This window comes from Bradyrhizobium sp. LMG 9283, from assembly GCF_045571415.1.
GTDB lineage: Bacteria > Pseudomonadota > Alphaproteobacteria > Rhizobiales > Xanthobacteraceae > Bradyrhizobium.
The window spans coordinates 1,475,542-1,496,613 of sequence record NZ_CP120691.1 but is presented as its reverse complement, the minus strand read 5'-3'; the positions used below and the strand labels follow the sequence as shown (position 1 = coordinate 1,496,613).

General features: G+C 63.5%; 21 protein-coding genes and 1 pseudogene. 8 read left to right on the top strand and 14 right to left on the bottom strand.

From position 1 onward, the window contains the following. Positions 1-31: 31 nt before the first annotated feature. Positions 32-1,470, bottom strand: a pseudogene (locus P6U29_RS07085) (IS1182 family transposase). 208 nt (positions 1,471-1,678) lie between these two features. On the opposite strand from P6U29_RS07085, the gene P6U29_RS07080 reads away from it, so the two are divergent. Then, positions 1,679-2,026 (top strand): hypothetical protein, encoded by a 348-nt coding sequence (locus tag P6U29_RS07080; protein WP_407116941.1) that lies wholly within the window; start codon positions 1,679-1,681, stop codon positions 2,024-2,026. Between the two features lie 102 nt (positions 2,027-2,128). On the opposite strand, the gene P6U29_RS07075 is transcribed toward P6U29_RS07080, so the two are convergent. From P6U29_RS07075 to P6U29_RS07050, 6 genes are all read right to left on the bottom strand, one after another. Continuing rightward, positions 2,129-2,755, bottom strand: coding sequence for an N-acetylmuramoyl-L-alanine amidase (locus P6U29_RS07075; protein ID WP_407116940.1), 627 nt, complete (start codon positions 2,753-2,755; stop codon positions 2,129-2,131). Between the two features lie 33 nt (positions 2,756-2,788). Beyond that, a complete protein-coding gene (locus P6U29_RS07070) occupies positions 2,789-3,997 on the bottom strand; it encodes a GGDEF domain-containing protein (protein WP_407116939.1) in 1,209 nt (402 codons plus the stop codon). A gap of 726 nt (positions 3,998-4,723) precedes the next feature. Then, a complete protein-coding gene (locus P6U29_RS07065; RefSeq protein ID WP_407116938.1) occupies positions 4,724-5,335 on the bottom strand; it encodes a LysE family translocator in 612 nt (203 codons plus the stop codon). A 55-nt stretch (positions 5,336-5,390) separates the two neighbouring features. Continuing rightward, positions 5,391-5,765 (bottom strand): response regulator, encoded by a 375-nt coding sequence (locus tag P6U29_RS07060; RefSeq protein ID WP_407116937.1) that lies wholly within the window; start codon positions 5,763-5,765, stop codon positions 5,391-5,393. Positions 5,766-5,982: 217 nt separating this feature from the next. Continuing rightward, on the bottom strand, positions 5,983-6,789 hold the full coding sequence (locus P6U29_RS07055) for a lytic murein transglycosylase (protein WP_407116936.1): 807 nt from the start codon (positions 6,787-6,789) through the stop codon (positions 5,983-5,985). 607 nt (positions 6,790-7,396) lie between these two features. After that, positions 7,397-8,713, bottom strand: coding sequence for a hypothetical protein (locus P6U29_RS07050; protein ID WP_407116935.1), 1,317 nt, complete (start codon positions 8,711-8,713; stop codon positions 7,397-7,399). A gap of 159 nt (positions 8,714-8,872) precedes the next feature. On the opposite strand from P6U29_RS07050, the gene P6U29_RS07045 reads away from it, so the two are divergent. Both P6U29_RS07045 and P6U29_RS07040 read left to right on the top strand, forming a co-directional pair. Beyond that, complete coding sequence (locus tag P6U29_RS07045; protein WP_407116934.1) at positions 8,873-9,109, top strand: hypothetical protein; 237 nt, start codon at positions 8,873-8,875, stop codon at positions 9,107-9,109. 112 nt (positions 9,110-9,221) lie between these two features. Further along, complete coding sequence (locus P6U29_RS07040; RefSeq protein WP_407116933.1) at positions 9,222-10,385, top strand: IS110 family transposase; 1,164 nt, start codon at positions 9,222-9,224, stop codon at positions 10,383-10,385. 579 nt (positions 10,386-10,964) lie between these two features. Here P6U29_RS07040 and rpoD read toward each other — a convergent pair. Both rpoD and dnaG read right to left on the bottom strand, forming a co-directional pair. Further along, entirely contained in the window at positions 10,965-13,103 is a 2,139-nt protein-coding gene (gene rpoD / locus P6U29_RS07035; protein WP_407116932.1) for an RNA polymerase sigma factor RpoD, read from the bottom strand. 374 nt (positions 13,104-13,477) lie between these two features. Then, positions 13,478-15,481: a DNA primase gene (dnaG, locus tag P6U29_RS07030; RefSeq protein WP_407116931.1), complete on the bottom strand. Its 2,004-nt coding sequence runs from the start codon at positions 15,479-15,481 to the stop codon at positions 13,478-13,480. A 287-nt stretch (positions 15,482-15,768) separates the two neighbouring features. Here dnaG and P6U29_RS07025 point away from each other — a divergent pair, with 287 nt between their 5' ends. Further along, positions 15,769-16,332, top strand: coding sequence for a chlorite dismutase family protein (locus P6U29_RS07025; protein ID WP_407116930.1), 564 nt, complete (start codon positions 15,769-15,771; stop codon positions 16,330-16,332). Between the two features lies 1 nt (position 16,333). Here P6U29_RS07025 and P6U29_RS07020 read toward each other — a convergent pair whose 3' ends face one another. Then, positions 16,334-16,732, bottom strand: a complete 399-nt coding sequence (locus P6U29_RS07020) for a gamma-glutamylcyclotransferase (protein ID WP_407116929.1) — start codon at positions 16,730-16,732, stop codon at positions 16,334-16,336. A 76-nt stretch (positions 16,733-16,808) separates the two neighbouring features. On the opposite strand from P6U29_RS07020, the gene P6U29_RS07015 reads away from it, so the two are divergent. Beyond that, a complete protein-coding gene (locus P6U29_RS07015; RefSeq protein WP_407116928.1) occupies positions 16,809-17,612 on the top strand; it encodes an N-formylglutamate amidohydrolase in 804 nt (267 codons plus the stop codon). Between the two features lie 3 nt (positions 17,613-17,615). Here the strand turns inward: P6U29_RS07015 and P6U29_RS07010 are convergent, their stop codons facing one another. Continuing rightward, a complete protein-coding gene (locus tag P6U29_RS07010) occupies positions 17,616-18,236 on the bottom strand; it encodes a LysE family translocator (protein ID WP_407116927.1) in 621 nt (206 codons plus the stop codon). 125 nt (positions 18,237-18,361) lie between these two features. Here P6U29_RS07010 and P6U29_RS07005 point away from each other — a divergent pair, with 125 nt between their 5' ends. From P6U29_RS07005 to P6U29_RS06995, 3 genes are read left to right on the top strand one after another with little or no spacing between them, the layout of a single operon-like run. Beyond that, entirely contained in the window at positions 18,362-18,676 is a 315-nt protein-coding gene (locus P6U29_RS07005) for an ArsR/SmtB family transcription factor (RefSeq protein WP_407116926.1), read from the top strand. Next, entirely contained in the window at positions 18,669-19,139 is a 471-nt protein-coding gene (locus tag P6U29_RS07000; protein ID WP_407116925.1) for an SRPBCC family protein, read from the top strand. Before P6U29_RS07005 ends, P6U29_RS07000 begins: the two co-directional genes overlap by 8 nt. After that, the gene (locus P6U29_RS06995; RefSeq protein ID WP_407116924.1) at positions 19,136-19,648 is read left to right on the top strand and encodes an SRPBCC family protein; all 513 of its coding nucleotides are present in this window, start codon (positions 19,136-19,138) and stop codon (positions 19,646-19,648) included. Before P6U29_RS07000 ends, P6U29_RS06995 begins: the two co-directional genes overlap by 4 nt. A gap of 59 nt (positions 19,649-19,707) precedes the next feature. Here the strand turns inward: P6U29_RS06995 and P6U29_RS06990 are convergent, their stop codons facing one another. From P6U29_RS06990 to P6U29_RS06980, 3 genes are all read right to left on the bottom strand, one after another. Beyond that, positions 19,708-20,151, bottom strand: a complete 444-nt coding sequence (locus P6U29_RS06990; protein ID WP_407116923.1) for a hypothetical protein — start codon at positions 20,149-20,151, stop codon at positions 19,708-19,710. 2 nt (positions 20,152-20,153) lie between these two features. Beyond that, positions 20,154-20,522 (bottom strand): YybH family protein, encoded by a 369-nt coding sequence (locus tag P6U29_RS06985; RefSeq protein WP_407119259.1) that lies wholly within the window; start codon positions 20,520-20,522, stop codon positions 20,154-20,156. Positions 20,523-20,603: 81 nt separating this feature from the next. Continuing rightward, the gene (locus P6U29_RS06980) at positions 20,604-21,071 is read right to left on the bottom strand and encodes a MarR family transcriptional regulator (RefSeq protein WP_407116922.1); all 468 of its coding nucleotides are present in this window, start codon (positions 21,069-21,071) and stop codon (positions 20,604-20,606) included. Between the last annotated feature and the right edge of the window lies 1 nt (position 21,072).

Genomic DNA, 21,072 nt, shown 5'->3' with positions numbered 1-21,072 from the left:
TCGGTCCGGAAGCTAGGAACCGCGCCTGGTCTCAGGCCGCGATCGCAGTGATCAGTGGCTTGGTCCCGACGATGTTCATGGCCCGTGTCAGATTATAGGCCAAGACCGAGAGTGCCATCTCGGCCGCGACTTTTGGGAGCGTTTTGGTGAGGAAGTGTGTCGCTCCCATGCGGGCCTTCATCGTGCCGAACGGATGCTCGACCGTCTCCCGACGCTGACGCATGGCTTCTGGGTTTGCGTCAAGGCGCTGCTGCACAGCCTCGAGCAGATGCTCGTGCTCCCATCGTGTAATTCGCCGCTCTGGCCCTGTCGTGCACTGCGATTTGAGCGCACAATTTTGACAGGCAGTGGTCCAGTAGCGCCGCAGCATCTTGCCGTCTTCTTCGTTTGTGTAGCGATACGGCAATCGCTCCCCAGCCGGACAGCGATAGACGTCCTCCTCTGGCAAATAGGCAAAGTCTTGCTTACCGAAGCGCCCCTCCGATTTGGCACCCGACGTCAGCGGCTTGGGCAGAGTTACCGTGATGCCGGCCTCGTGGCACGCGAGGATCTCCGGGCTGTTGAAGTAGCGGCGATCGGCCACGGCTTCGAGCGTCTCGGTCTCGAGAACAGCCTTCGCCTGCTTGGCCATATTGGCGAGTTGTGCCCGATCTGAGCCGCTGTTCGTCACCTCGTGCGCCACGATTAGATGGTGCTCGGTGTCGACGGCGACCTGCACGTTGTAGCCGACGGTGCCGGAGCCCCGGCCGCTTGTCGCCATCGAGCGGCTGTCGGGATCGGTCAACGAGATTTGCTGGTCGGGTGACGCAAGCATCTGCTTCTCGTAGACGGCAAGCTTGCCCATTTCTTCCTTCAGCTTCGTCAGCTTCTCGGTCAGCCTCGTCACCTTCGCCGCCAGCGCCTCGCTCGGCTCCTGCCGGTCGGCCGTGTCAAGTTGGCTCAGATAGCGCGCGACGCTCTCCTCCAGCTGGGCGCGCCGCCGTTCCACCTTCGCCCGTGTGAAGTTTTTGTCCCGGTTGTTCACCGCTTTGAACTTGCTGCCATCGATGGCGACGCTCGACGTCGCGAGGAGACCCATTTCACGGCAGAGTTCGACGAAGCGTGCGCATACCTTGCGGAGCGCCAGGCCATTGTCTTTGCGGAAGTCCGCGATCGTCTTGTGATCAGGTGCGAGCCGGCCCAGCAGCCACATGGCCTCGACATTGCGTCCGGCCTCTCGTTCGAGCCGCCGGCTCGACTGCACTCGGTTCAGATAGCCGTAGATGTAAAGCTTCAGGAGAACCGAGGGATGGTATGACGGCCGACCGGTCGCCGCCGGCTCCACCCCTCGAAGCTTAGCTCGGCCAAATCGAGCGCATCGACAAACACGTCGATCACGCGAACAGGGTTGCCCTCGTCAATGAAATCATCGAGGCACTCGGGCAATAGCGACGATTGCCCACGATCCGCCTCCGCAACGAAGCGCTTCATTCCAGCCCCCGCAAATCGTGCGGGAATCATATCGCGCGAATCACATCAAGCGCAGCGTTTTCACACAGCCAGGGTCATGAGCTGAACGCCGCTTCGCGGCTGTTCTTCCGTTCATTCAATTTGGTTACGAGGGGCGTGACCCAAAAGCGCGTCGCCGTGCATCATGTATTTGCGGTTCGTTACACCGCTCGTCCACCCGCACAGCCGCGTGGAGAGCGGCTTCTTTCGTGCGTCCTGGTATCTCGACCGAACCAACTGCCCCGACTGGATTCGAAACGAGCTAGCAGACCAGTTCGCCTGGTTTGCGCAGCATCTACCGATGCCGGGCCGCATCGCGCGGCATTTCAAGCGGCGCGATTCGATCTGGGGCATTTGTTGGTTCGATCCTCGGGCCCGTGAAGCGGTCAGTCGCGCGCGCTACTGCGCCTGGCTGCTCGAGGAAGGTGGCCTGCCGGTGCGTGCGATCACGGCTTCGCACCAGCGTGAAGTGATCTGGCGCGATGCGCATCAGATCGTCACGAAGCCTTCGGCTGACCTTCCCAAGGCATTCCCCTGAACGGGAAGGCCGGCTGAACTCCGCCATCCTCGACGGCCGTTCGGCAACGGCGGTTTCGGCCGCCGATTGCCGGACGCGCCCGGTGGCGGTACTCCGAAGCCCCTACTCCCCCCACTCCCTTGCCATCGTCGCGAGCGTGCAGCCTTCGCAATAGCGCGCGTCCTTGTAGTCGATCCAGTTGTGCGCATAGACGCGACCAGCCGGGATGTCGTAGCGCGCGCGCAGCACGCTGACGAGGATCTTCCACGCCGCGACCTGTGCCTCGGTCGGGCCCGTCGTCACGTCGGGATAGTTGCCGGCGAACTCGACGCCGATCGAGTTGTCGCGCACCACCTGGCGATAGGTCGGCCTGTTGTCGATGTATTTGTTGTCGTTGCGGTTGGCGCCGTCGCCGTGGGTTGGCACCAGGTTTTCGGCAACCGCCCAATAGACCGTGCCATCGGTCTCGACCCAGACTGTGACGCCGCGCCGCGTCGGGTTCTTCGCCTGCGCTTGTGCGCCGCCGCGCGCCGAGCCCGCAGGGCCCTCGGTCTGGTGCACGATGATGTTGCGCCAGGCTCTTGCGTTGCGGACGTCGCCCCACGGCGCCAGCCAGATGATCTTCAAGCCGGGGATGTCGGGCGTGCCGGAGGTGCGCGCGAGCCTGGCGAGCTCGGCGTCCGTGGCGGCGGCTGGGGCGATCAGAACGAGAGCGGCCAAAACGGCCCCGGTCAGGCGAGACAGCATCATGTAAGGTCCAATGCGACCCGAACCTAACAAGCTTTACGCAAATTTCCTCAACGTCTCGACCGTCTCGGGCGAAAGCGGCGGGGCGGGATCATAGACCGCAAAATCGTTCTTGCCGTTCTTCTTGGCGGCATAGAGGGCATGGTCGGCATTGGCCATCAGGCGGTCCGGGAATTCCCCGATGCCGCGATCCCACTGAGCAACCCCGATCGAGATCGCGATCGGAATGTCGCTGCCGGTGCAACTGACGGCATCCTGACGGCAGACCTCGAGCACGCGGCGGGCGATCGCGGCAGCCTCGCGCAGGGACGCGGACGGCAGCACGATGCAGAACTCGTCGCCGCCGGTGCGGGCGAGCATGTCGCCTGGCCGGAGGCGCGTCTGCGCCATCAGGGTGAAGTGCTTGAGGCAGGCATCGCCGGTGGCATGGCCATGGGTGTCATTGATGGTCTTGAAACCGTCGAGATCGATCAGCAGCAGCGAGAGCGGCTCGCCGCTCCGTGCCGAACGGGCGCATTCCTCGGTCAGGCGCTGCAGCAGATGCCGCCGGTTGGCAACTCCGGTGAGATCGTCGAGCAGCGCAAGGTCGGCAACCTCGTTGCGCAGCCGCTCGATCGCCATCAGCAGACAGGCGAAATTCCAGGCCATGGCCAGGAACACCAGCAGCAGGATCATCAACGCCTGCAAGCCGTTGAAGTTGATCGCGGTGATGGCGCCGCCATAGCCGAGCAGCGCCGCACCGGAGCGGACGACGTGAATGGACAGGAGCAGCAACCCCACGATCGCAGCGAGGCGCGCGCCGGGATTTTCCCGCCCGTTCTGCTTGCCGAGAAGCAGCGGCAGCGTCAGCAGGATCGGAGTCGATTGTGCCAGCGAGTAGATCACGACCCGCATCGGCACGTTGTCGGTGACGACCAGGAAGAACGCGAGGCCGGCGCTGGCGAGCAGCGAACTGGCGACCGCGACCGACCAGGACACCGGCCGGTGATAGAACCGGACCACGCCCATGCAGGCGAGCCACGATGAAAAGATCATCAAGCCGCCGCCGCCGACTAGCGGAAGGCGCGGATCCATAACGTCGCGCAGCATCGAGATCGCGGCGCCCGCTGCAGCCAGCACCGCCGCCGCCGTCCAGTACCGCGCCGCCTCGAATTTGGGATAAGCGCGCGCCACATAGGCCCAGATCAGGCCCAGCGCCAGGAAGTTGATGATGATGACGGTCCAGAGTGTCGGCACGCTCAGCATGGCGACTGCGGGACGCGCATGGTCCCGCCCTCTTCGTTTGGCAACTGTCCGTACATACCCGCCCCCGTGTTCTTGCGGGCAATCATGCGCGCGGCGCGCTTAATGGAGTCTCACCGCAATCGCGTAAACTTGGCCGTTGGTTTTGGATTGATGAAAGCCGCGAACGGATTCCGGCATCGTTAAGCAAGGCTTGATGCGAAAGAGCGCGCCGTGCCGCGGGCGCGCGAAGCGGATTCGCGCAGCAAAATCACCCGAAAATGCATCTGAGCTGTGGATAACGCAATGACGGAGAGATGACGGCGCGGGGCAGCCGGCTCCGAATCTGCTGAGTTTGTCGTCGAGGATGTTGCGAGGCTGGCCCTCCGCCGAGCATCCCTCGTGTCGCGTTCCACCATTAAACCCTTGAGAGGATACTATGGCTAAGAAAGCGAAGAAGGCGGCGAAGAAGAAGGCGAAAAAGGCCAAGAAGGCGAAGAAGAAGTAACGAGGCTTCTGTTTCTTTGCCCGGGTGGACTCGCTCCGCCCGGGCGTCGGGTAGCATCATCGGGTTTGACGATGGCGGGCAGCGGGCCCGCTTTTTTATTTGATGAGTGATCGAGACGTGGATGGTCCGAGAGCGTCATGGCCGGGCTTGTCCCGGCCATCCACGCCTTACGGCGCAGTACGAAGAACGTGGATGCCCGGGACAAGCCCGGGCATGACGACTTTCGAGAGTTGAACAAGAAGCTATCTTTCCGCGAACGCCAGCTTGGCGCCGAGCGCGGCGAAGCCGGCGGCAAAGCTGCGGCGCAGCCAGGCCATGACGCGGGGGCGGGAGATGACGCGCTCGCGCACCGCGGCGGCGGAGAAGCCGTAGAGGACGAACACCGCAAAGGTCATCGCCATGAAGGCGCCGCTCAATTCCAGCATGCGCGCCAGCACATGGGCCTCGTCGGCCGCGATGAACTGCGGCAGGAAGGCGAGGAAGAAGATCGACAGCTTTGGATTGAGGATGTTGATCAGGAAGCCGGTGATGATGACGCGTCCGCTCGATCGCTCGCGGATCTCACCCTCGACCGTCAGTGCGCCTCGCTCGCGCAGTGCCTGCCAGGACATGTAGAGCAGATAGGCGACCCCGCACCATTTCAGCGCGGCGAAGGCAAGTGCGCTGGTGTGGAGCACGGCGGCAAGGCCGAGCATCGCCGCCACCATATGCGGCACGATCCCGAGCGTGCAGCCGAAGGCGGCAGCTATGCTGGCCCGCGAGCCGCGGGTCAGCGCCGCGGCCAGCGTGTAAAGCACGCCGGTGCCGGGCGAAGCGACGACGATCAGCGAAGTGAGCAGGAAGGACAAGGTCATTGGCTGACCTTATCACCACGGCTCGCGGCGAGAAAGCGAGCTCTCTGGCCAGCCGTCAGGACAGCTGAGCGATCTCGGCCTCGCGCAGCACGTCGAGCGGCGCCCAGGGCTTGGCCCAGAACTTGGCGCCGTCAGGCAAGGGCTGCTTCAACGGGCGGCCGGAGGTGACGACGACGTCGAGCTTCGGATTGCGGTGCTTGGCGAGGTGCGCGAGCTCGACGCCGTTCATGCGGCCGGCAAGCTGGATGTCGGTCAGCATCAGACAGAGCGAGCCGGCGCTCGTATCGAGCACACGCTCCGCTGCCTCGGCGCTCTCGCACTGGATGACCTGGTAGCCGCTCTCTTCCAGGAGAACGCAAAGCATCTCCCGCTGCATGGCGTCGTCTTCAACAATCAGCGCTGTCGCGCGAAATGGCTTTGCTTGTCCCATCGGCAGCTCCCAGTGCATGCCTCCATAACGCATGTTAAAAACCCGAAGCCGGGCTGGGTTCGCTTTCATTTCAAAAAAAGTAACTCATAGTTCCAAAAAGGGTACTTCAGAGTTTCCGCGCGGGAACGTACTAGGCGCCGTTGCGACGGTGCATGGAGAAGATCGGCAAAAGAGTAAGCGAACGTCGCCTGCTCCCACCCTCCCCTGGAGAGGGAAGTCACTGCCCCATCAAGCGATCCGCGAAATACCCGATCGTCTTGCGATAGACCACCGCCCTGTTCCACTCGCGCATAGCTTCGAAATTCGGCGTGCCTTCGCCATAGGGCTGCCCCATCTTGAAGCCGCTCATGTGCAAGAGGTTCGCGGTCGAGGCGAGCACGTCGGGGACGCTGTGGCGAAGGTCGACATGGCCGTCGCCGTCGAAATCGACGCCGTATTTGATGTAGGACGACGGCAGGAACTGGGTCTGGCCGATCTCGCCGGCATAGGCGCCGATGAGGTCGCGCAGCGGCAGGTCGCCGCGCTGCACGATCTTGAGCGCCGCGAGCAGCTCGCCCTGGAACAGATCGGTGCGGCGGCAATCATGCGCGAGCGTCGCCAGCGTGCGGATCACCGGCAGCTTGCCGGTGTCGCCCTTGCCGAAATCGCTCTCCAGCCCCCAGATCGCGACCAGGATGTAGCGGGGCACGCCGAACTGCTGCTCGATGCGCGACAGCAGCGCGGCATGGCGCTGCAGCAGCGCCCGCCCGCCATTGATGCGGCCGGGACCGACGCGGGTCGAGACATACTGCTCGAAGCTCTTGTTGAAGGTGTGGCGCTGGCGCCGGTCGAAGGCGAGCACGGCGCCATCAGGCGCCACGCCGCCGAGCGCTGCGCTCGTCACGCTCGCGGAGACGCCGGCCGCCTGCGCCTCCGCGGCCATACCGGCAATGAAGCTGTTGAAGTCGCCGCCGCAGCGGGCGGCCTGCGCCGACCCGCCGGCCAGAGACACGACCAACGCGGCGGCGAGAAGCAGTCTCAGCATGTGGCGCAATCCCCCAAAATCCCAGCGCGAAGCAGTACGCGATCATGCCCGGGAACGCTGGGAGCGTCAAAACGCAAGGGCTTGAAGCGCAAGACTTGATCCGCATCAAACTGCCTCACGCCGCGCTTTCTAGATTGGGACAAAACAAACAGGAGAACCCGACAGGAAGTGGCCCAGCGCACGCGCGCATTGACCTGCTTTTGCGCTTGCGATCGCCACCGGCTGGAACACGTGCAGGCCAACGCACTTTCCTACAGAGCGCGTCGCTCTGGCTGCATCGCATGAGCAAAAGAAGATGAACAAAATGATTTGGTAACCAAAACAATCGTTTCCATGCGGGGCTGCATCACACGTCAGAACCAACGCATATCCGATGCGCTCGCTGCGACATCGATGGCACCACGATTTGCCTTGCCATCGCGGGGCGCAGTCTATAACCTTCTATTTTAGGTTGTCTCCCCACCAGCCCCGGGCGACGCTGAAGACCAAGATAAACGGCGGGCTTCGGCCCGCCGTTTATTGAGCGCCGTGCGAGCTGCGCACCTCGAAATCGGACTCACTTGGTCTGTTTCGCGATCCAGGATGGAAACGCGCGAGGCCCGTTCGGTCACTCCGGCGGCAATTTCTTCTCCAGCTCTTCGAAACCCGTTTTGAATCCCGGAAGCCCGCTCTCGACGGGTAGCAGCCCGCGCAAAGTGTCGATGAAGGTCTTGCGCTGCCAATTGACCGTGTCCAGATCCGCAAATCCATCCTTGGCAATCTTGAGAAAGGCAGCGGCATCGCCTTGATACAGCCTGATCTCCGCGAGATCGAAGTAGCACCAGGGTCGATCGAACGGCGGCTGCTGTTTCAGCTGCGCCTCCCGGACTCGGGCGGCACGCGCCAGCGCAAGCTCGTCCGACTCGGACAGGGCAAGGCGGCCGTTGACTTGCGCACGCAGCTTCAGCGCGTTGAGCAGCGGATAGGGATGTCCGCCCGAGACCTTCATCGCCTCCTCATAGGCCGCAAGTGCAGGCACACGGCGCCCTGCGCGTCTGAGGACGCCGCCGAGGGAGGCGAGAGCGTCAAATCCCTTCGGGTTGAGTCTGATCGCCTCGCGAATGGATGTTTCGCCGGGCGCGGGATCGGAATCGAGGGGCGGCTGTTTGGCGATTTGCGCGACCTTGTTCTCGGCGACTCCCTTCTCGCGCCAGGCTTCACTATAGGTCGGCGACGCGGCGGCCGCAGCGGTGAATTGTTCGAGCGCTTCGTCCCATATGTCGTTGTCTCGGCATAACAGGCCGAGCTTCATCCGCGGCAACGGATTATTGGGATCGGCCGCAACCACTTGGCGATAGATCTCCATCGCGCCGGTGACGTTGTAGGCGCGGATCTCGTTCTCGGCCTGTGTCAACAAGTCATTGACCGGCGGAGACTGCCGCTGCTCGTCGAGGGCCTGCCGTACCGGACTGTCGATCCGGTTGCGCTTGAGCGACTCTGTCAACACCTGCGTGATCAGCGCCCGCGATTTCTGCGCCTCCGTAGCAGGCGCATATTCGTAGGGAAAAGCCTTGATCGACGCGATATCAAAGGGCGGGGCGGAGTTGCCCTGGCGGAAGATCGCCGTGCCGGCCTCACGCGCGCGGTGCCGAACGCCGAGCTCGTAGGCCACGTTGAAGTTGAGGCCACTGATGTCGGCCAACGCGAAGCGCGAGTACTCCAAGTACTCGAACATGTCCTGCGTGATCAATGCCGTGAAGAAGTCCTGATCGGTGCGCCGCGGCTCGAGCTTGCCGCCCTCAGGCAGGTCGACCGCGGCGATGGCGGGGAGAAAGATGTCACTGTAGATCACATCGAAATCGACATCCTTGTCGCCGACTTTCTTCAAACCGAACGGCATGATGACGAAACAGATTTTGGAATAATCCATGGCCGTATTGGGCATATCACGCGCTCCCAAAATGCAGCGGAGCAATTGAAAGCTTCATGTTCTTCCAAGGTCAACCTCAGGTCAAGTGTGCGCTTCAAGGAAAACGCGGAGGAGCCCACCTATGCCAGGCTCAAAGTCATTTGACTGCGGCGTCCTGATCGACGACAAGCCGCCATGGCCAAAAAACCCGGAACCAATCCGAAAGGCGAATTCGCCTTCTTCAACGTCGTCTATGAAGACGGCTCCCAGCGCTCCAACCGCCGCGTGCCCGCCGAGCTCCTCGGCGGCCTCGACGGCGACGAACCCGCCCGCAGCTTCATCATGGAGCAGGACCGCGAGATCGCGGAAAAGAGCGGCAGGCCGGCGCTGGCGATCAAGCGGATCGAAAGGGTGGGGGCGAAGAAGAAATAGGCCTTCATCTCTTCAGGTCATTGCGAGCGCAGCGAAGATTCCATGGGGAGTGGATAGCGACCGGGTCTGAGGCCAGACTGAGGTTGCTGAAGCACTCAACCTGGAGACAACGATGTTGCTCGATCATCTTTCCGACGGACTGGCCGCTATCCGGACGCAGATTGGCGCAATTTTTGTGTCATTGGAACTGAGCCGTTCGACATGGCTGGTTACATCGCTGTCGCCCGGCAAGGGCGAGAAGATGTCCAAACACAGCGTGAAGGCCGGCGCTATTGCGGAGCTTTTGAAGCTCTTTGCAGCGCTGAAGAAGGCCCAGGCGCGAACGGGCGAGAGTTATCCGATCATCACCATCCAGGAGGCGGGGCTGGATGGGTTCTGGCTTCACCGCACTCTGCAGTCGGAGGGCGTCGAGAGCTACGTGGTCGATCCGGCCTCGATCGCGACGCCGCGCCGGCGCCGGCGGGCCAAGACGGACCGGTTGGACGGTGAGACGCTGTTGCGGTCGCTTCTGGCCTACAAGCGCGGCGAGCCACGGGTCTGCGCGATGGTCGTTGCCCCCTCTCCGGAAGAAGAGGACCGCCGCAGGCTTTGCCGGGAGCGGCGGACCTTGATCGCGGAGCGGATCGTGCATGTGAACCGGATCAAGGGTGTTCTGTTTGCGCAAGGGATATTCGACTACGTGCCGCTGCGGCGCGATCGACGGACGCGGCTCGAGGCCTTGCGCACGGGGGACGGGCGGCTGCTGCCGGCGCATTTGAAGGCGCAGATCAGCCGCGAGCTCGACCGGCTCGAACTTCTGCTTGACCAGATCGCGGCGGTAGAGCGCGAGCAGGATGCATTGCTGGCTGCAAGCCGACCAGCAGGCGAGAAGGCTGCATCGAACCCGGTCGCGATGCTGCTCGACTTGAAGGGCCTGGGCCCGAACTTTGCTGCCATTCTCTGGTCGGAGGCCTTCCACCGTCAGTTCACCAACCGCCGCCAGGTTGCGTCCTATGCCGGTCTTGCGGCCACGCCATGGCGCAGTGGCGGCATTGAGCGTGAGCAGGGCGTGTCGAAGGCCGGCAATCCGCGCCTGAGAACCACGATGATCCAGCTCGCCTGGCTGTGGATACGTCATCAGCCTCAATCGGCTCTGACCCAGTGGTTCAAGGCCAACAGCCAGCGCGGCCGCAAGCGCACAATCGTGGCGCTGGCGCGCAAGCTGCTCGTGGCCCTGTGGAAATACGTGACCGCCGGCGTCGTGATCGAGGGAGCCGTGGTGAAGCCCGGCGCCTGACACCACGCCTCTCAGCCTCAAAACCAATCCGCCGAGGTTGATCAGCCTCGGCCGATCCGGGTGGACGAACCGATGGATTGCATGGCTTCAAACGCCGTAACGAAGAAGGGTCTCGTCCTCTCGAGCCTGCCCGCCGCAAGCGGAATGTTGGTGCAGTTGCCACCGCGCAACGACCGAATGTGAGTTTGATCTGGCATGCAAACCAGATTGCCAAAACCGGCTCGACCCTTGGATCGCCAACCATAGGAGTAGTTCACGCCGCACTTCCCGACCTAACGAGCCTGAAGGCGTGCTCGCTCAGGTCAAGACCAAGCCGCTTCGCGGCGGCCCTCACGGGCCGGTCTTGACCTGATCTGCGCGCGCCATCCGAAAAGTTCCGCGGTCGGGACGAAGAGCTGGCCTGCAATCGAACAAAGAGCTGACCATAAATCTTGACACATCAAATCCCCATGTGAGCAATCCAGAAAATCCTCCGCAGAACGACTCTGGATTTGCTTCGCCGCGATCGCAATGACGACAAATGAAAAACGGCGGACCAAGGCCCGCCGTTTTGCTTGGAATCGCTGTCTACGTCTACGATCAATTATCCAAGAAGCTCCGCAGCTTCCGCGACCGCGACGGATGCTTCAACTTCCGCAGCGCCTTCGCTTCGATCTGGCGGATACGCTCGCGCGTCACGCTGAACTGCTGTCCCACTTCTTCCAGCGTGTGGTCGGTGTTCATGCCGATGCCGAAGCGCATGCGCAGGACGCGCTCTTCGCGCGGCGTCAGGGACGCCAGCACGCGCGTGGTGGTCTCGCGCAGGTTGGACTGGATCGCGGCGTCGATCGGCAGGATCGCGTTCTTGTCCTCGATGAAATCGCCGAGATGTGAATCCTCTTCGTCACCGACCGGCGTCTCCAGCGACAGCGGCTCCTTGGCGATCTTGAGGACTTTCCGCACTTTCTCCAGCGGCATGCCGAGCTTTTCGGCCAACTCCTCGGGCGTGGGCTCGCGGCCGATTTCGTTCAACATCTGGCGGCTCGTGCGCACGATCTTGTTGATCGTCTCGATCATGTGCACGGGGATGCGGATGGTGCGGGCCTGGTCCGCAATCGAGCGGGTGATCGCCTGCCGGATCCACCACGTGGCGTAGGTCGAGAACTTGTAGCCGCGGCGATACTCGAACTTGTCGACCGCCTTCATCAGGCCGATGTTGCCTTCCTGGATCAGGTCGAGGAACTGCAGGCCGCGGTTGGTGTACTTCTTGGCGATCGAGATCACGAGGCGGAGGTTGGCTTCCACCATCTCCTTCTTGGCCTGGCGTGCCTCGCGCTCGCCCTTCTGCACGGAGTGCACGATTTTGCGGAATTCGCCGATCTCGAGGCCGGTCAGCGCCGCGAGCTGATGCACCTCGTGGCGAAGGTCCTTGATGCGGTCCTTCTCGTGATGGACGAAGTTCTTCCAGCCCTTGGCCGACAGTTTCGAGACGCGGTTGAGCCAGCGCGGATCGAGCTCCGAGCCGGTGTAGTTGCGCAAAAAGTCCTCGCGCGCGACGCCATGGCTGTCGGCAAGGCGCATCAGGCGGCCCTCATGCGAGACGAGGCGCTTGTTGATGTCGTAGAGCTGCTCGACGAGTGAATCGATGCGCGCCTGGTTGAGGCGCAGCGACTTCACCTCGACGATGATCTCGTCCTTGAGCTTCTTGTACTTGCGCTCCTGATGCGGCGAGAGCGACTCGTTCTGGAGCTGGTTCTGGATGTCCTGCTCCTGAAGCTTGCGCAGCTTCTTGTAGCTATCGGCGATCTTGTCGAAGATCTCGACCACCTTCGGCTTGAGCTCGGCCTCGATCGCCGCGAGCGACATCTGGTTCTCGAACTCGTCGTCGTCCATGTCGGCTTCGGCCGCGGCCTCGCCCGGATCCTTGTCCTCGCCTTCGCCGCCGGCCGCAGGCGCGGCGCGGAACGGGGTCGGCGCCGGCGGCGCTGCGGGCGGAGCGACATGCGCAGGCGCGGCGGCTGCCGCCGCCGTGGCCTCGCCACCCTCGGCCGGCGCTTCGCCGTTCTCACCAGTGGGGCCTGCAATCATCGCAGTATTCATGCCGCCCTTGGCGTCCGGGCCGGCATAGGTCGCTTCGAGATCGATGATGTCGCGGAGGAAGATCTTGCCTTCGTTGAGCTCGTCGCGCCAGATGATGATGGCCTGGAAGGTCAGCGGGCTTTCGCAGAGGCCTGCGATCATCGCCTCGCGACCGGCCTCGATGCGCTTGGCGATGGCGATTTCGCCCTCGCGCGAGAGCAGCTCGACCGTGCCCATCTCGCGCAGATACATGCGCACGGGATCGTCGGTGCGCTCGCCCGGCTCGCTCTTCTTGACCTCGGTGACGGCCTTCTGGGTGACCTCGACGAGCTCGTTGTCGGTGTCGTCGTCGCTCTCGTCCTTCTCTTCCTCGCCTTCGGTGTCGTCGGCTTCGGTGACGTTGATGCCCATGTCCGAGAGCATCGACATGATGTCCTCGATCTGTTCGGGCGAGGTCTGGTCGGACGGCAGAACTTCGTTGAGCTGATCGAAGGTCACGAAGCCGCGCTTCTTGGCCTGCTTGATCATCTTCTTCACGGCGGCGTCGGACAGGTCGAGCAAGGGCGAGGGCGCGTCCTGGGAGTCCTTCTCCGGCGCATCCGCTGCCTTGTCGTCTTTTTCCTTGTCCTTCGCCTGCAGCGTCTTTGCCTTGGTGGCCATCCATTGCTCCTAAACGCGCTTCATGCCTGACGCCCGCCGCGCCTGCCTGAATTCACTTGATCCTGTTGCTCGACGCTCTCGCTTCGGCAGCTCTCGACACGGAAAGGGCGGCGCACAAATCTCTCGCCACCCCCAACTTTCTCTCGCCGGGATTGCCTAACGCTTCGTCAGCCTCTTTGACGCGGCGGATGCAGGTGTAGTGCCAACAGCGATTGCGCGGATTCATTCCTGACGCGTCTGTTATGCCTGCGGCCGCCTCTGGGCCAAAGTGCTACAAGACCGTTAAGCCTCGATTAACCCTGTTTTTGCCGCCAAACCCAGGATTTGGCGAGTCTTTTAGCGGTTCCGGCCGCGGCCGTCCGCATGATTCTTCATCACATGCTCTTCTGGAGCCGGCCCGACAGCTCGCCAAAGCCCTCGATCAGGGCCTCGGTACCGTCAACTTCGCCTATCCGAGCCTTGACGTCACGCAGCCACGCCAAATTGGCCTCGCTGGGATCCTCCCCCAAGGCCAGCTCGGCGTCTTTCAGCTCTCTAAGTAGTGAATGCCATTGCCGATGCAAGGCAACCAGCTGGTGCCAGGTGGCAAGAACGTCGTCCCTTGCTGCGCCCTCGCGCGCGGCCCACACCGCCTGGGTCGTGATGACGCTCTCAACCCTTTGAAGAGTTTGGGAAAATCCGCCCCGTTCGAGGTCGCTGCGCATCTTTTCGGCCTGCTCGCCAGGGTCCGGCGAGTGGTGATGGTCGTTGGCAAAGGCGGCGATGATGCCGGCCCTGAGCTTATGGGCCTCGGGATGGGCCAGCTCCAGAGCGGCTACCTCCTCGAGATGCTCATGCAGCAGCCAGGGGTGATTGATCAGGCATTGCAGGATCAGGGCCTCCCGGCGGGAGATGGCGCTGCGCTGGCCCCGCATGATCGGGCTTGCCGCCAGCTGGGGGCTCGCCGCCTGGTAGGGGCCGGACGGTAGCAGGGTGGGACCCGGGGCGCCGCGGCGGCCGCCGCCGAATCCCTGGGCGCCGAATCGATTCGGGCCCCCTGCCCTCGGCTGGAACGGCCGGCCGCCGCCGGGCCGGAAATTGCCCCGGCCGCCAAAGCCGCGACCGCCTTCAGGGGCAAAGGTGCGCTGCAGCCGTTCGACGAAGTCGTCGCGATAATAGCGCCGCACCACCTCGTCGCGGATGCCGTTCGTGAGTTCCTTGATGCGCGCCTCCAGCGCGGCGCGGCGTTCGGGCGTGGCGAAATTGCCGCCCTCGAGCTCGCGCGACCAGATCATGTCGGCGAGCGGCCGCGCCGCCGCGATCACCTCCTCGATCGCGCCGCGCCCGCCCGAGCGGACGAGATCGTCGGGGTCCTGCCCTTCCGGCAGCAGCGCGAAACGAAGACTCTTGCCGGGTGCGAGGAAAGGCAAGGCAAGATCGGCGGCGCGATACGCCGCCTTCTGCCCGGCGCGGTCGCCGTCGAAGCAAAGGATCGGCTCGTCCGCCATCTTCCAGAGCAGCGCGAGCTGGCTCTCGGTGAGCGCTGTGCCGAGCGGCGCGACGGCGCCGGCAAAGCCCGCGGTGACCATGGCGATGACGTCGACATAGCCTTCGACCACGATCAGCGCGCTGCCATCATGCGTGGCTTTGCGCGCGGTCTGGTGATTGTAGAGATTGTCGCCCTTGTGGAAGAGCGGCGTCTCCGGCGAGTTCAGATATTTGGCCGGAACGTCCTTCTCCAGCGCGCGCCCGCCGAAGGCGATGACGCGGCCGCGCAGGTCGGTGATCGGAAACATCACGCGATCGCGGAAGCGGTCGTAAGGAACAGGGATGTCATCGCCGGCAATGAGCAGCCCGGTCTCGATCATGTCCTCGACGGAGATGCCCTGCTTGCCGAGATGCTCCTTCAGCGCGAAGCGGTCGGGCGGGGCGTAGCCGAGACGGAACTGCAATTGCGTCGCCGGCGAGATGGCGCGGTCGGCGAGATAGCCGCGCGCTTTCGCGCCCACGCGCGAGGCCAGCGTCTCCGCGAAGAATTTTGCGGCGAGATCCATGACGTCATGCAGCGATTTGCGCCGCTGCTCATGCCGCGCCGCATCGGGCGTCACCGCCGGCAGCGGCAAGCCCGCCATATTGGCGAGCCGCTCGACGGCCTCCGCGAACGGCACGCCGTCGGTCTCCATCACGAAGGCGATGATGTCGCCGTGCTTGCCGGAGGAGAAGTCGTGGTAAAAACCCTTCTGGTCGTTGACGTAGAAGGACGGCGTCCTCTCCTGCTGGAATGGCGACAGCCCTCTCCACTCCCTTCCTGCCTTCTTCAGCTTGACGCGCTTGCCCACGACTTCGGAGACCGAAAGCCGGGCACGAAGCTCGTCGAGGAATTGGGGCGTGAAGCGCATGTGATGTGTGTAGCGCGAAACCGTGTGAGTCGGGCGAAGGGTTAGGGATATAGGTGCGGCCCGGCCAAAAGTCAGATTTAGGCGGGTTATCCGGGTTATTCGACCTATGCACAGGCCTGCCGGTCATTGCTCCGTCATTCCGGGGCGCGCGTAGCGCGAGCCCGGAATCCATGTCTCCCAACATTCGGGCGGCTCGATGGATTCCGGGCTCGCCCCTTCGGGGCGCCCCGGAATGACGGTGGAAAGAGGCCTTGAACCGCGCCCGGTTCCACGCTTCCATACCCCCCATGTTCAGGACCTTTCGAGGCGGCCAGAGCGGGGGCTGGCGCGTCACCTCGATTTCGCCAGTGACGGGCGAGCCCCTGCCCTTCATGCCGGCGCTGTCGGTGACCGACAGCGAGGCCGTCTCGTTGCCGCAGGTAGCATCGCGCAATGCCTGGCGGCTGGTCGGGGTCGCGAGCAACTTGCGCTACACCGAGCGGCCTGAGAAGCAGCAGCTCGTGGCCGTGCAGGCCGGCCTCGGCCGGTTAGAGGCAACCAGCGCGGCGCTGATCCCGATCCGCAAGTCGCAAGCCTGGTGGGAGCTGACGCAGGAGGAGCGCCGCAAGATCTTCGAGGACAGATCGCACCACATTGCGAGCAGCGTGCGCTTCCTGCCGGCGATCGCGCGCCAGCTCTATCACTGCCGCGACCTCGGCGGCCCGTTCGATTTCCTGACCTGGTTCGAGTTCGCTCCCGCAGACGCCTCGCTGTTCGAGGAGCTGGTGGCGATGCTCCGGCAGACCGAGGAGTGGAGCTATGTCGAGCGCGAGGTCGACGTGCGCGTGGTGAAGGAAGTGCTGTCGGCCTAGTCTAATGCTCCAGGAAGCGACCGGACTCGATGCGCGGCAGACCGGTGACGGGCCAGTTGTAGACGTACGTCCAGGCCTTCTCGGCGGTGCCGTCGGCGCGCGTCACATCGACCAACTGCCGCAAATATTCCGTCGGCTCCGGAAAGCCCTCGCCGCAGGCCTCGTACATGTCGAGCTCGCGCAGGAGCTCGTCCGGCACGCGCATGTGAAAGAGCTCGCCATGGACGATGTCCGTCGGCGCGTCGGAGAGCAGCAATCCCGGATAGTGCTTCACCAGAACGAGCCGGCCGCGACAGGTCGCTTCACCCAGAAATTCCGCATGGCCCGCGAGCAGCCGCGCCATCGGATGGTCGAAGCCGCGCATCAGGGTGCCGTAGACGAAAAGTCGATCGGAGCTCATGGTGTTCCAACGTTGCGGCGACGGAGCAATGCCGTTACTCCGTTTACACACGTTGCTATTCCATAGGCAAATCAGGATGGCTTTGGACACAGCCGAGGCAGCCGATCAACTGCTCGGCGAGGGCGACATTCCGCCCGTGCATGAGGTAAATGCGGCAGGGACATCGCCGTTCCTGCTCATCGCGGATCACTACGGACGGGTGCTGCCGCGCGCGCTCGGCAATCTCGGCGTCGCGGAAAGCGAGCTTGTCAGGCACATCGCCTGGGACATCGGCATCGCCGGCCTCGCCGAGCGGCTCGCCAAGATGCTCGACGCGCATCTGATCGCGCAGCGCTATTCGCGGCTTGTGATCGACTGCAACCGTCCGCCCGACGTCGCAAGCTCGATCCCTGTGATCTCCGAGGCGACCGCCATCCCCGGCAATGAGAATCTATCGGCCGCGGCCAAGGAGATGCGCCGGCGCGAGATCTTCGATCCCTATCACGGCCGGATCGGCGCAGCGATCAATGCGCGCATGCAGGCGGGCAAGCCGACGGTGCTGGTGGCGTTGCACAGCTTCACGCCCCTCTATTTAGGCGATCCGCGGCCCTGGCACATCGGCACGCTCTATCACCGCGACACGGTGCTGCCGCGGCTCTTGCTCGGACACCTGCGGGGCGAGAGCGAGCTCGTCATCGGCGACAACCAGCCTTATGCGGTGAGCGACATCACCGACTACACCATCCCCGTGCACGGCGAGGCGCGCGGGCTGATCAACACCGGCATTGAAATCCGCCAGGACCTGATCACCGACGAGACCGGCCAGCAGCAATGGGCCGAACGGCTGGCGCGGATCCTACGCGAGATCGAAGCAACGCTGCAAGAGGAGGCAGTGGCGTAATGGTCACTTCGCCCGTGTCAGCGCCAGCCAGATGCCGCCGCCGATCATAAAGCCGCCGGAGATGCGCGACATCATGCGCGTACGGCGCGCCGAGAAGAATTTTCGGGCACGCCCGGCGGCGATGGCGTAGAGCGCATCCGTCATCACCGCCGTCACCATGAATGTTACGCCGAGCAGCGCGACTTGCGGAAAGTGCGGCCGATTCATGTCCATAAATTGCGGGATGAAGGCGCCGAAGAACACCAGCACCTTCGGATTCGACAGCAGCACCAAGAATCCCTGCAGGAAGAAGCCGCCGCGCGGCGGCGGTGGCGGTGCCTTGACATCGACGCCCTCGACCGGCGCCCAGATCAGCCTGATGCCGAGCCAGACGAGATAAGCGGCGCCGGCAAAGCGCACCCAATCGAACCAGTAGCCCATGGTCGCCATTAGCGAGGTCAGGCCGACCGCGACGATGCCGATGACGATGGCAAGCCCAGCCTGCGCGCCGGCAACGTTGGTCAGCGCCGCACGCGTGCCGTGGCGCAGCCCGTTGGCGATGACCAGGGTGACGATCGGACCCGGCAGCAGCGCCAGCGCAATGCAGGCGGCGACGAAGGCGAGATAGGCTTGCATCGACATCATGGGGAGGGACTCGCTGAAGGCGTTTGCCGCATTAATGCATGGCGAGGGTTGGAACGGAAGACGTTCCCCTCCTCTCTGCTTTTGCCGCTTGACATGCAACCATTTGGTTGCCTATTATCGCTGCCATGGATGAGGTCTTCAAAGCGCTGGCAGACGCATCGAGACGGTCGCTGCTGGACAGACTTCACGCCAGGAACGGCCAAACCCTGAACGAACTTTGCGAGGGCCTCGCGATGACACGGCAGGCCGTCACGAAACACCTTGTCATTCTCGAGGACGCCAACCTGGTCACCACCATCAGGCAGGGGCGCGAGAAGCTGCACTACCTCAACCCGGTGCCGATCCATCAGATCGGCGAACGCTGGATCAGGAAATTCGAGCGCGACAAGCTCGCCGCGCTCAGCGAGTTGAAATGCCAGTTGGAGAAGCGCGATGAATAAGCCGGAGTTCCTCTACGCGACCTACATCGAGACCACGCCCGAGAAGCTGTGGGAGGCGCTGACGTCGAGCGAGTTCACCAGGCAATACTGGTTCGGCGCCGAGGTGCAATCGGACTGGAAGATCGGCTCGCCTTTCGCGCTCACGCTCGACGGCGAGGTCACCGATTCCGGCGAGATCCTCGAATCCGATCCGCCGCGGCGTCTGTCCTACAGCTTCAAGCACCACAAGTACGAGGAGCTTCGGGGCGAGCCGACCTCGCGCGTCGTCTTCACCATCGAACCGTTCGGCTCGCTCGTGCGTTTGACCGTGCTGCATGATGGCTTCGTCGAGGGCGGCAAATATCTCGGCGCCGTCTCCAACGGCTGGCCGGCGATCCTGTCCGGACTCAAGAGCCTTTTGGAGCGAGGCCAAGTGCTCGCCATCCCGCGCGCAGCCCTGAACAAGGGATTCGATGCAAAATGAACCGCGATCAATTCAAGCCGCTCACGGTCTACACCATCTACATCGCCGCAACGCCGGAGAAGGTGTGGGAAGCGCTGACATCGGCCGAGTTCAGCAAGCGGTATTTCTTCGGCAACGCCGTGGAGGTCGAGCCGCGGCTCGGCGGCGCCTTCGCCGTGCGCACGCCTGACGGCGCGCTGCACATCAGCGGCGAGGTTCTCGCCTACGATCCTCCGCGAAAGCTCTCGGTCACGTTCAACGTCAACTGGCCCGAGCTGATCGAAAAGCTCGGCCCCGCGCTCGTCACTTACGAGATCGAACAAGTCGGCGACGCGGTCCGGCTCACCATGAGCGAAGGCCATGACCGCCCGCTCAGCGACGATATCCTCGAAGGCGGACGGCAGGGCTGGCCGGCGATCCTGTCCAGCCTCAAGAGCCTGCTCGAGACAGGCCAGCCATTGGTGGTGAAAATGGGCCCGCCGCAGCGGATGCTCGACGCCCTGAAGGCGATGGGGATCAAGACGCCGTAGGCGCGGCAATTTCCGCCGTCGAGGAAATCGTTCCTGTTTGGCCTGACGCGCCGCGCTTATCAGGCGCGTGATAGCAGCTGAAGCGCCGCGCCGAGATTGGCCGCGAACAGAGCCGCGTCGATGACGAAGATCCGGAGCATCGGGCCTTTCAGAACTGGCCAGTAAGCCACCCCGACGCGGCCTCCGCGCAACAGCACGGGAACGTTATAGGCGAACTGGCTGAAATGGCAGGCGGCAAAGAACAGGAACAGCGCGAGCTGGGCCTCGACCGGCTGGAAGAAGGACGGACGAGCGGCCAGGAGATAGAGCGACAGCAATCCGATCGGCAGATTCATCGCGCCCAGGAACGCGACGCTCGCCGCCAACGTCGGTGCGATCGGATTGCTGCGCTCTTCCCGCGGCAGCAATATCTTCAGCGTATTGGTTTGCGCGATGCTGAACTGGATGAAGGCACCGACGAACCAGAGCGTGTTGAGAAGCAGGATGAAATCAGAAAGGTGCATCGTCATTTTCCGTAAAAGGCTTCACTGCGGACGACGCGGCCCGCATCGTCGAAGTCCATGAACTCGCTGGCGCGGGTGTCGCCCAGCTGCCACCACACCGTCAGTCGCGCGATCGCCTCGTCCCAGCTCCAGCTCAGGACCTTCAGGTCGGCACTTTCGATGTGGCCATAGGCTTTCCGCCAGTAGGCGCGGATATCCTCAGCGCCGGTGACGGTCGGAGAACCCGTCAGGGTGAGAGCGAGAGGGCTGCGCATCTGCGCATCATCGGCGAAATGCGCGACGACCGCATCGATATCGACCCGGCACCAATTCGCGCACCATGCCGCGACAAAGCGTTCGGCGGCCGCGCGATCCATTGCTTGTCCACTCATGATGCGGATCCTCCCCTGGCTCGTGGCCGGAAAGGTGGCAAAGCTCACGCCTCATGTCAACCATGTTGACTTTAAGCTTCGTCAGCTGTTGTCGGCGATCGCCTCCATCACGCCCATCCAACCAGCCGCACCGGACGCCCCGACGCGATCGAACGCCTCGAGCAGGACCTGGCGCTCGTGGTCCGAGGCCCGCTGCTCGATGCGCCGCCCCGCTTCCGTCAGGCGCAGCAGTTTCGAGCGGTGCTGCTCCGGCGAGCGCTTCGACGTCAGGAGCTTGCGCTCCAAGAGCAAATTGAGCGGCCGGTTCAGGGCCTGCTTGGAAATGCCGAGGATCTCGATCAGCGAACCGATCGCGATGTCGGGCCGGCGCGCCACCACATAGAGGATACGATGATGCGGGCGCGACAGACCCTGCTTGGCAAGATATGCATCGGCCTCCAGCGTCAGCCCGCGCCAGCCGTAATACATCAGCTCGAGCGCGGCATCGAGCTCGTGCAGCTTTGCAAGCGAGGCGCGGTGAAGCCCCGCGGCTTGAGACATCTTGGCCATT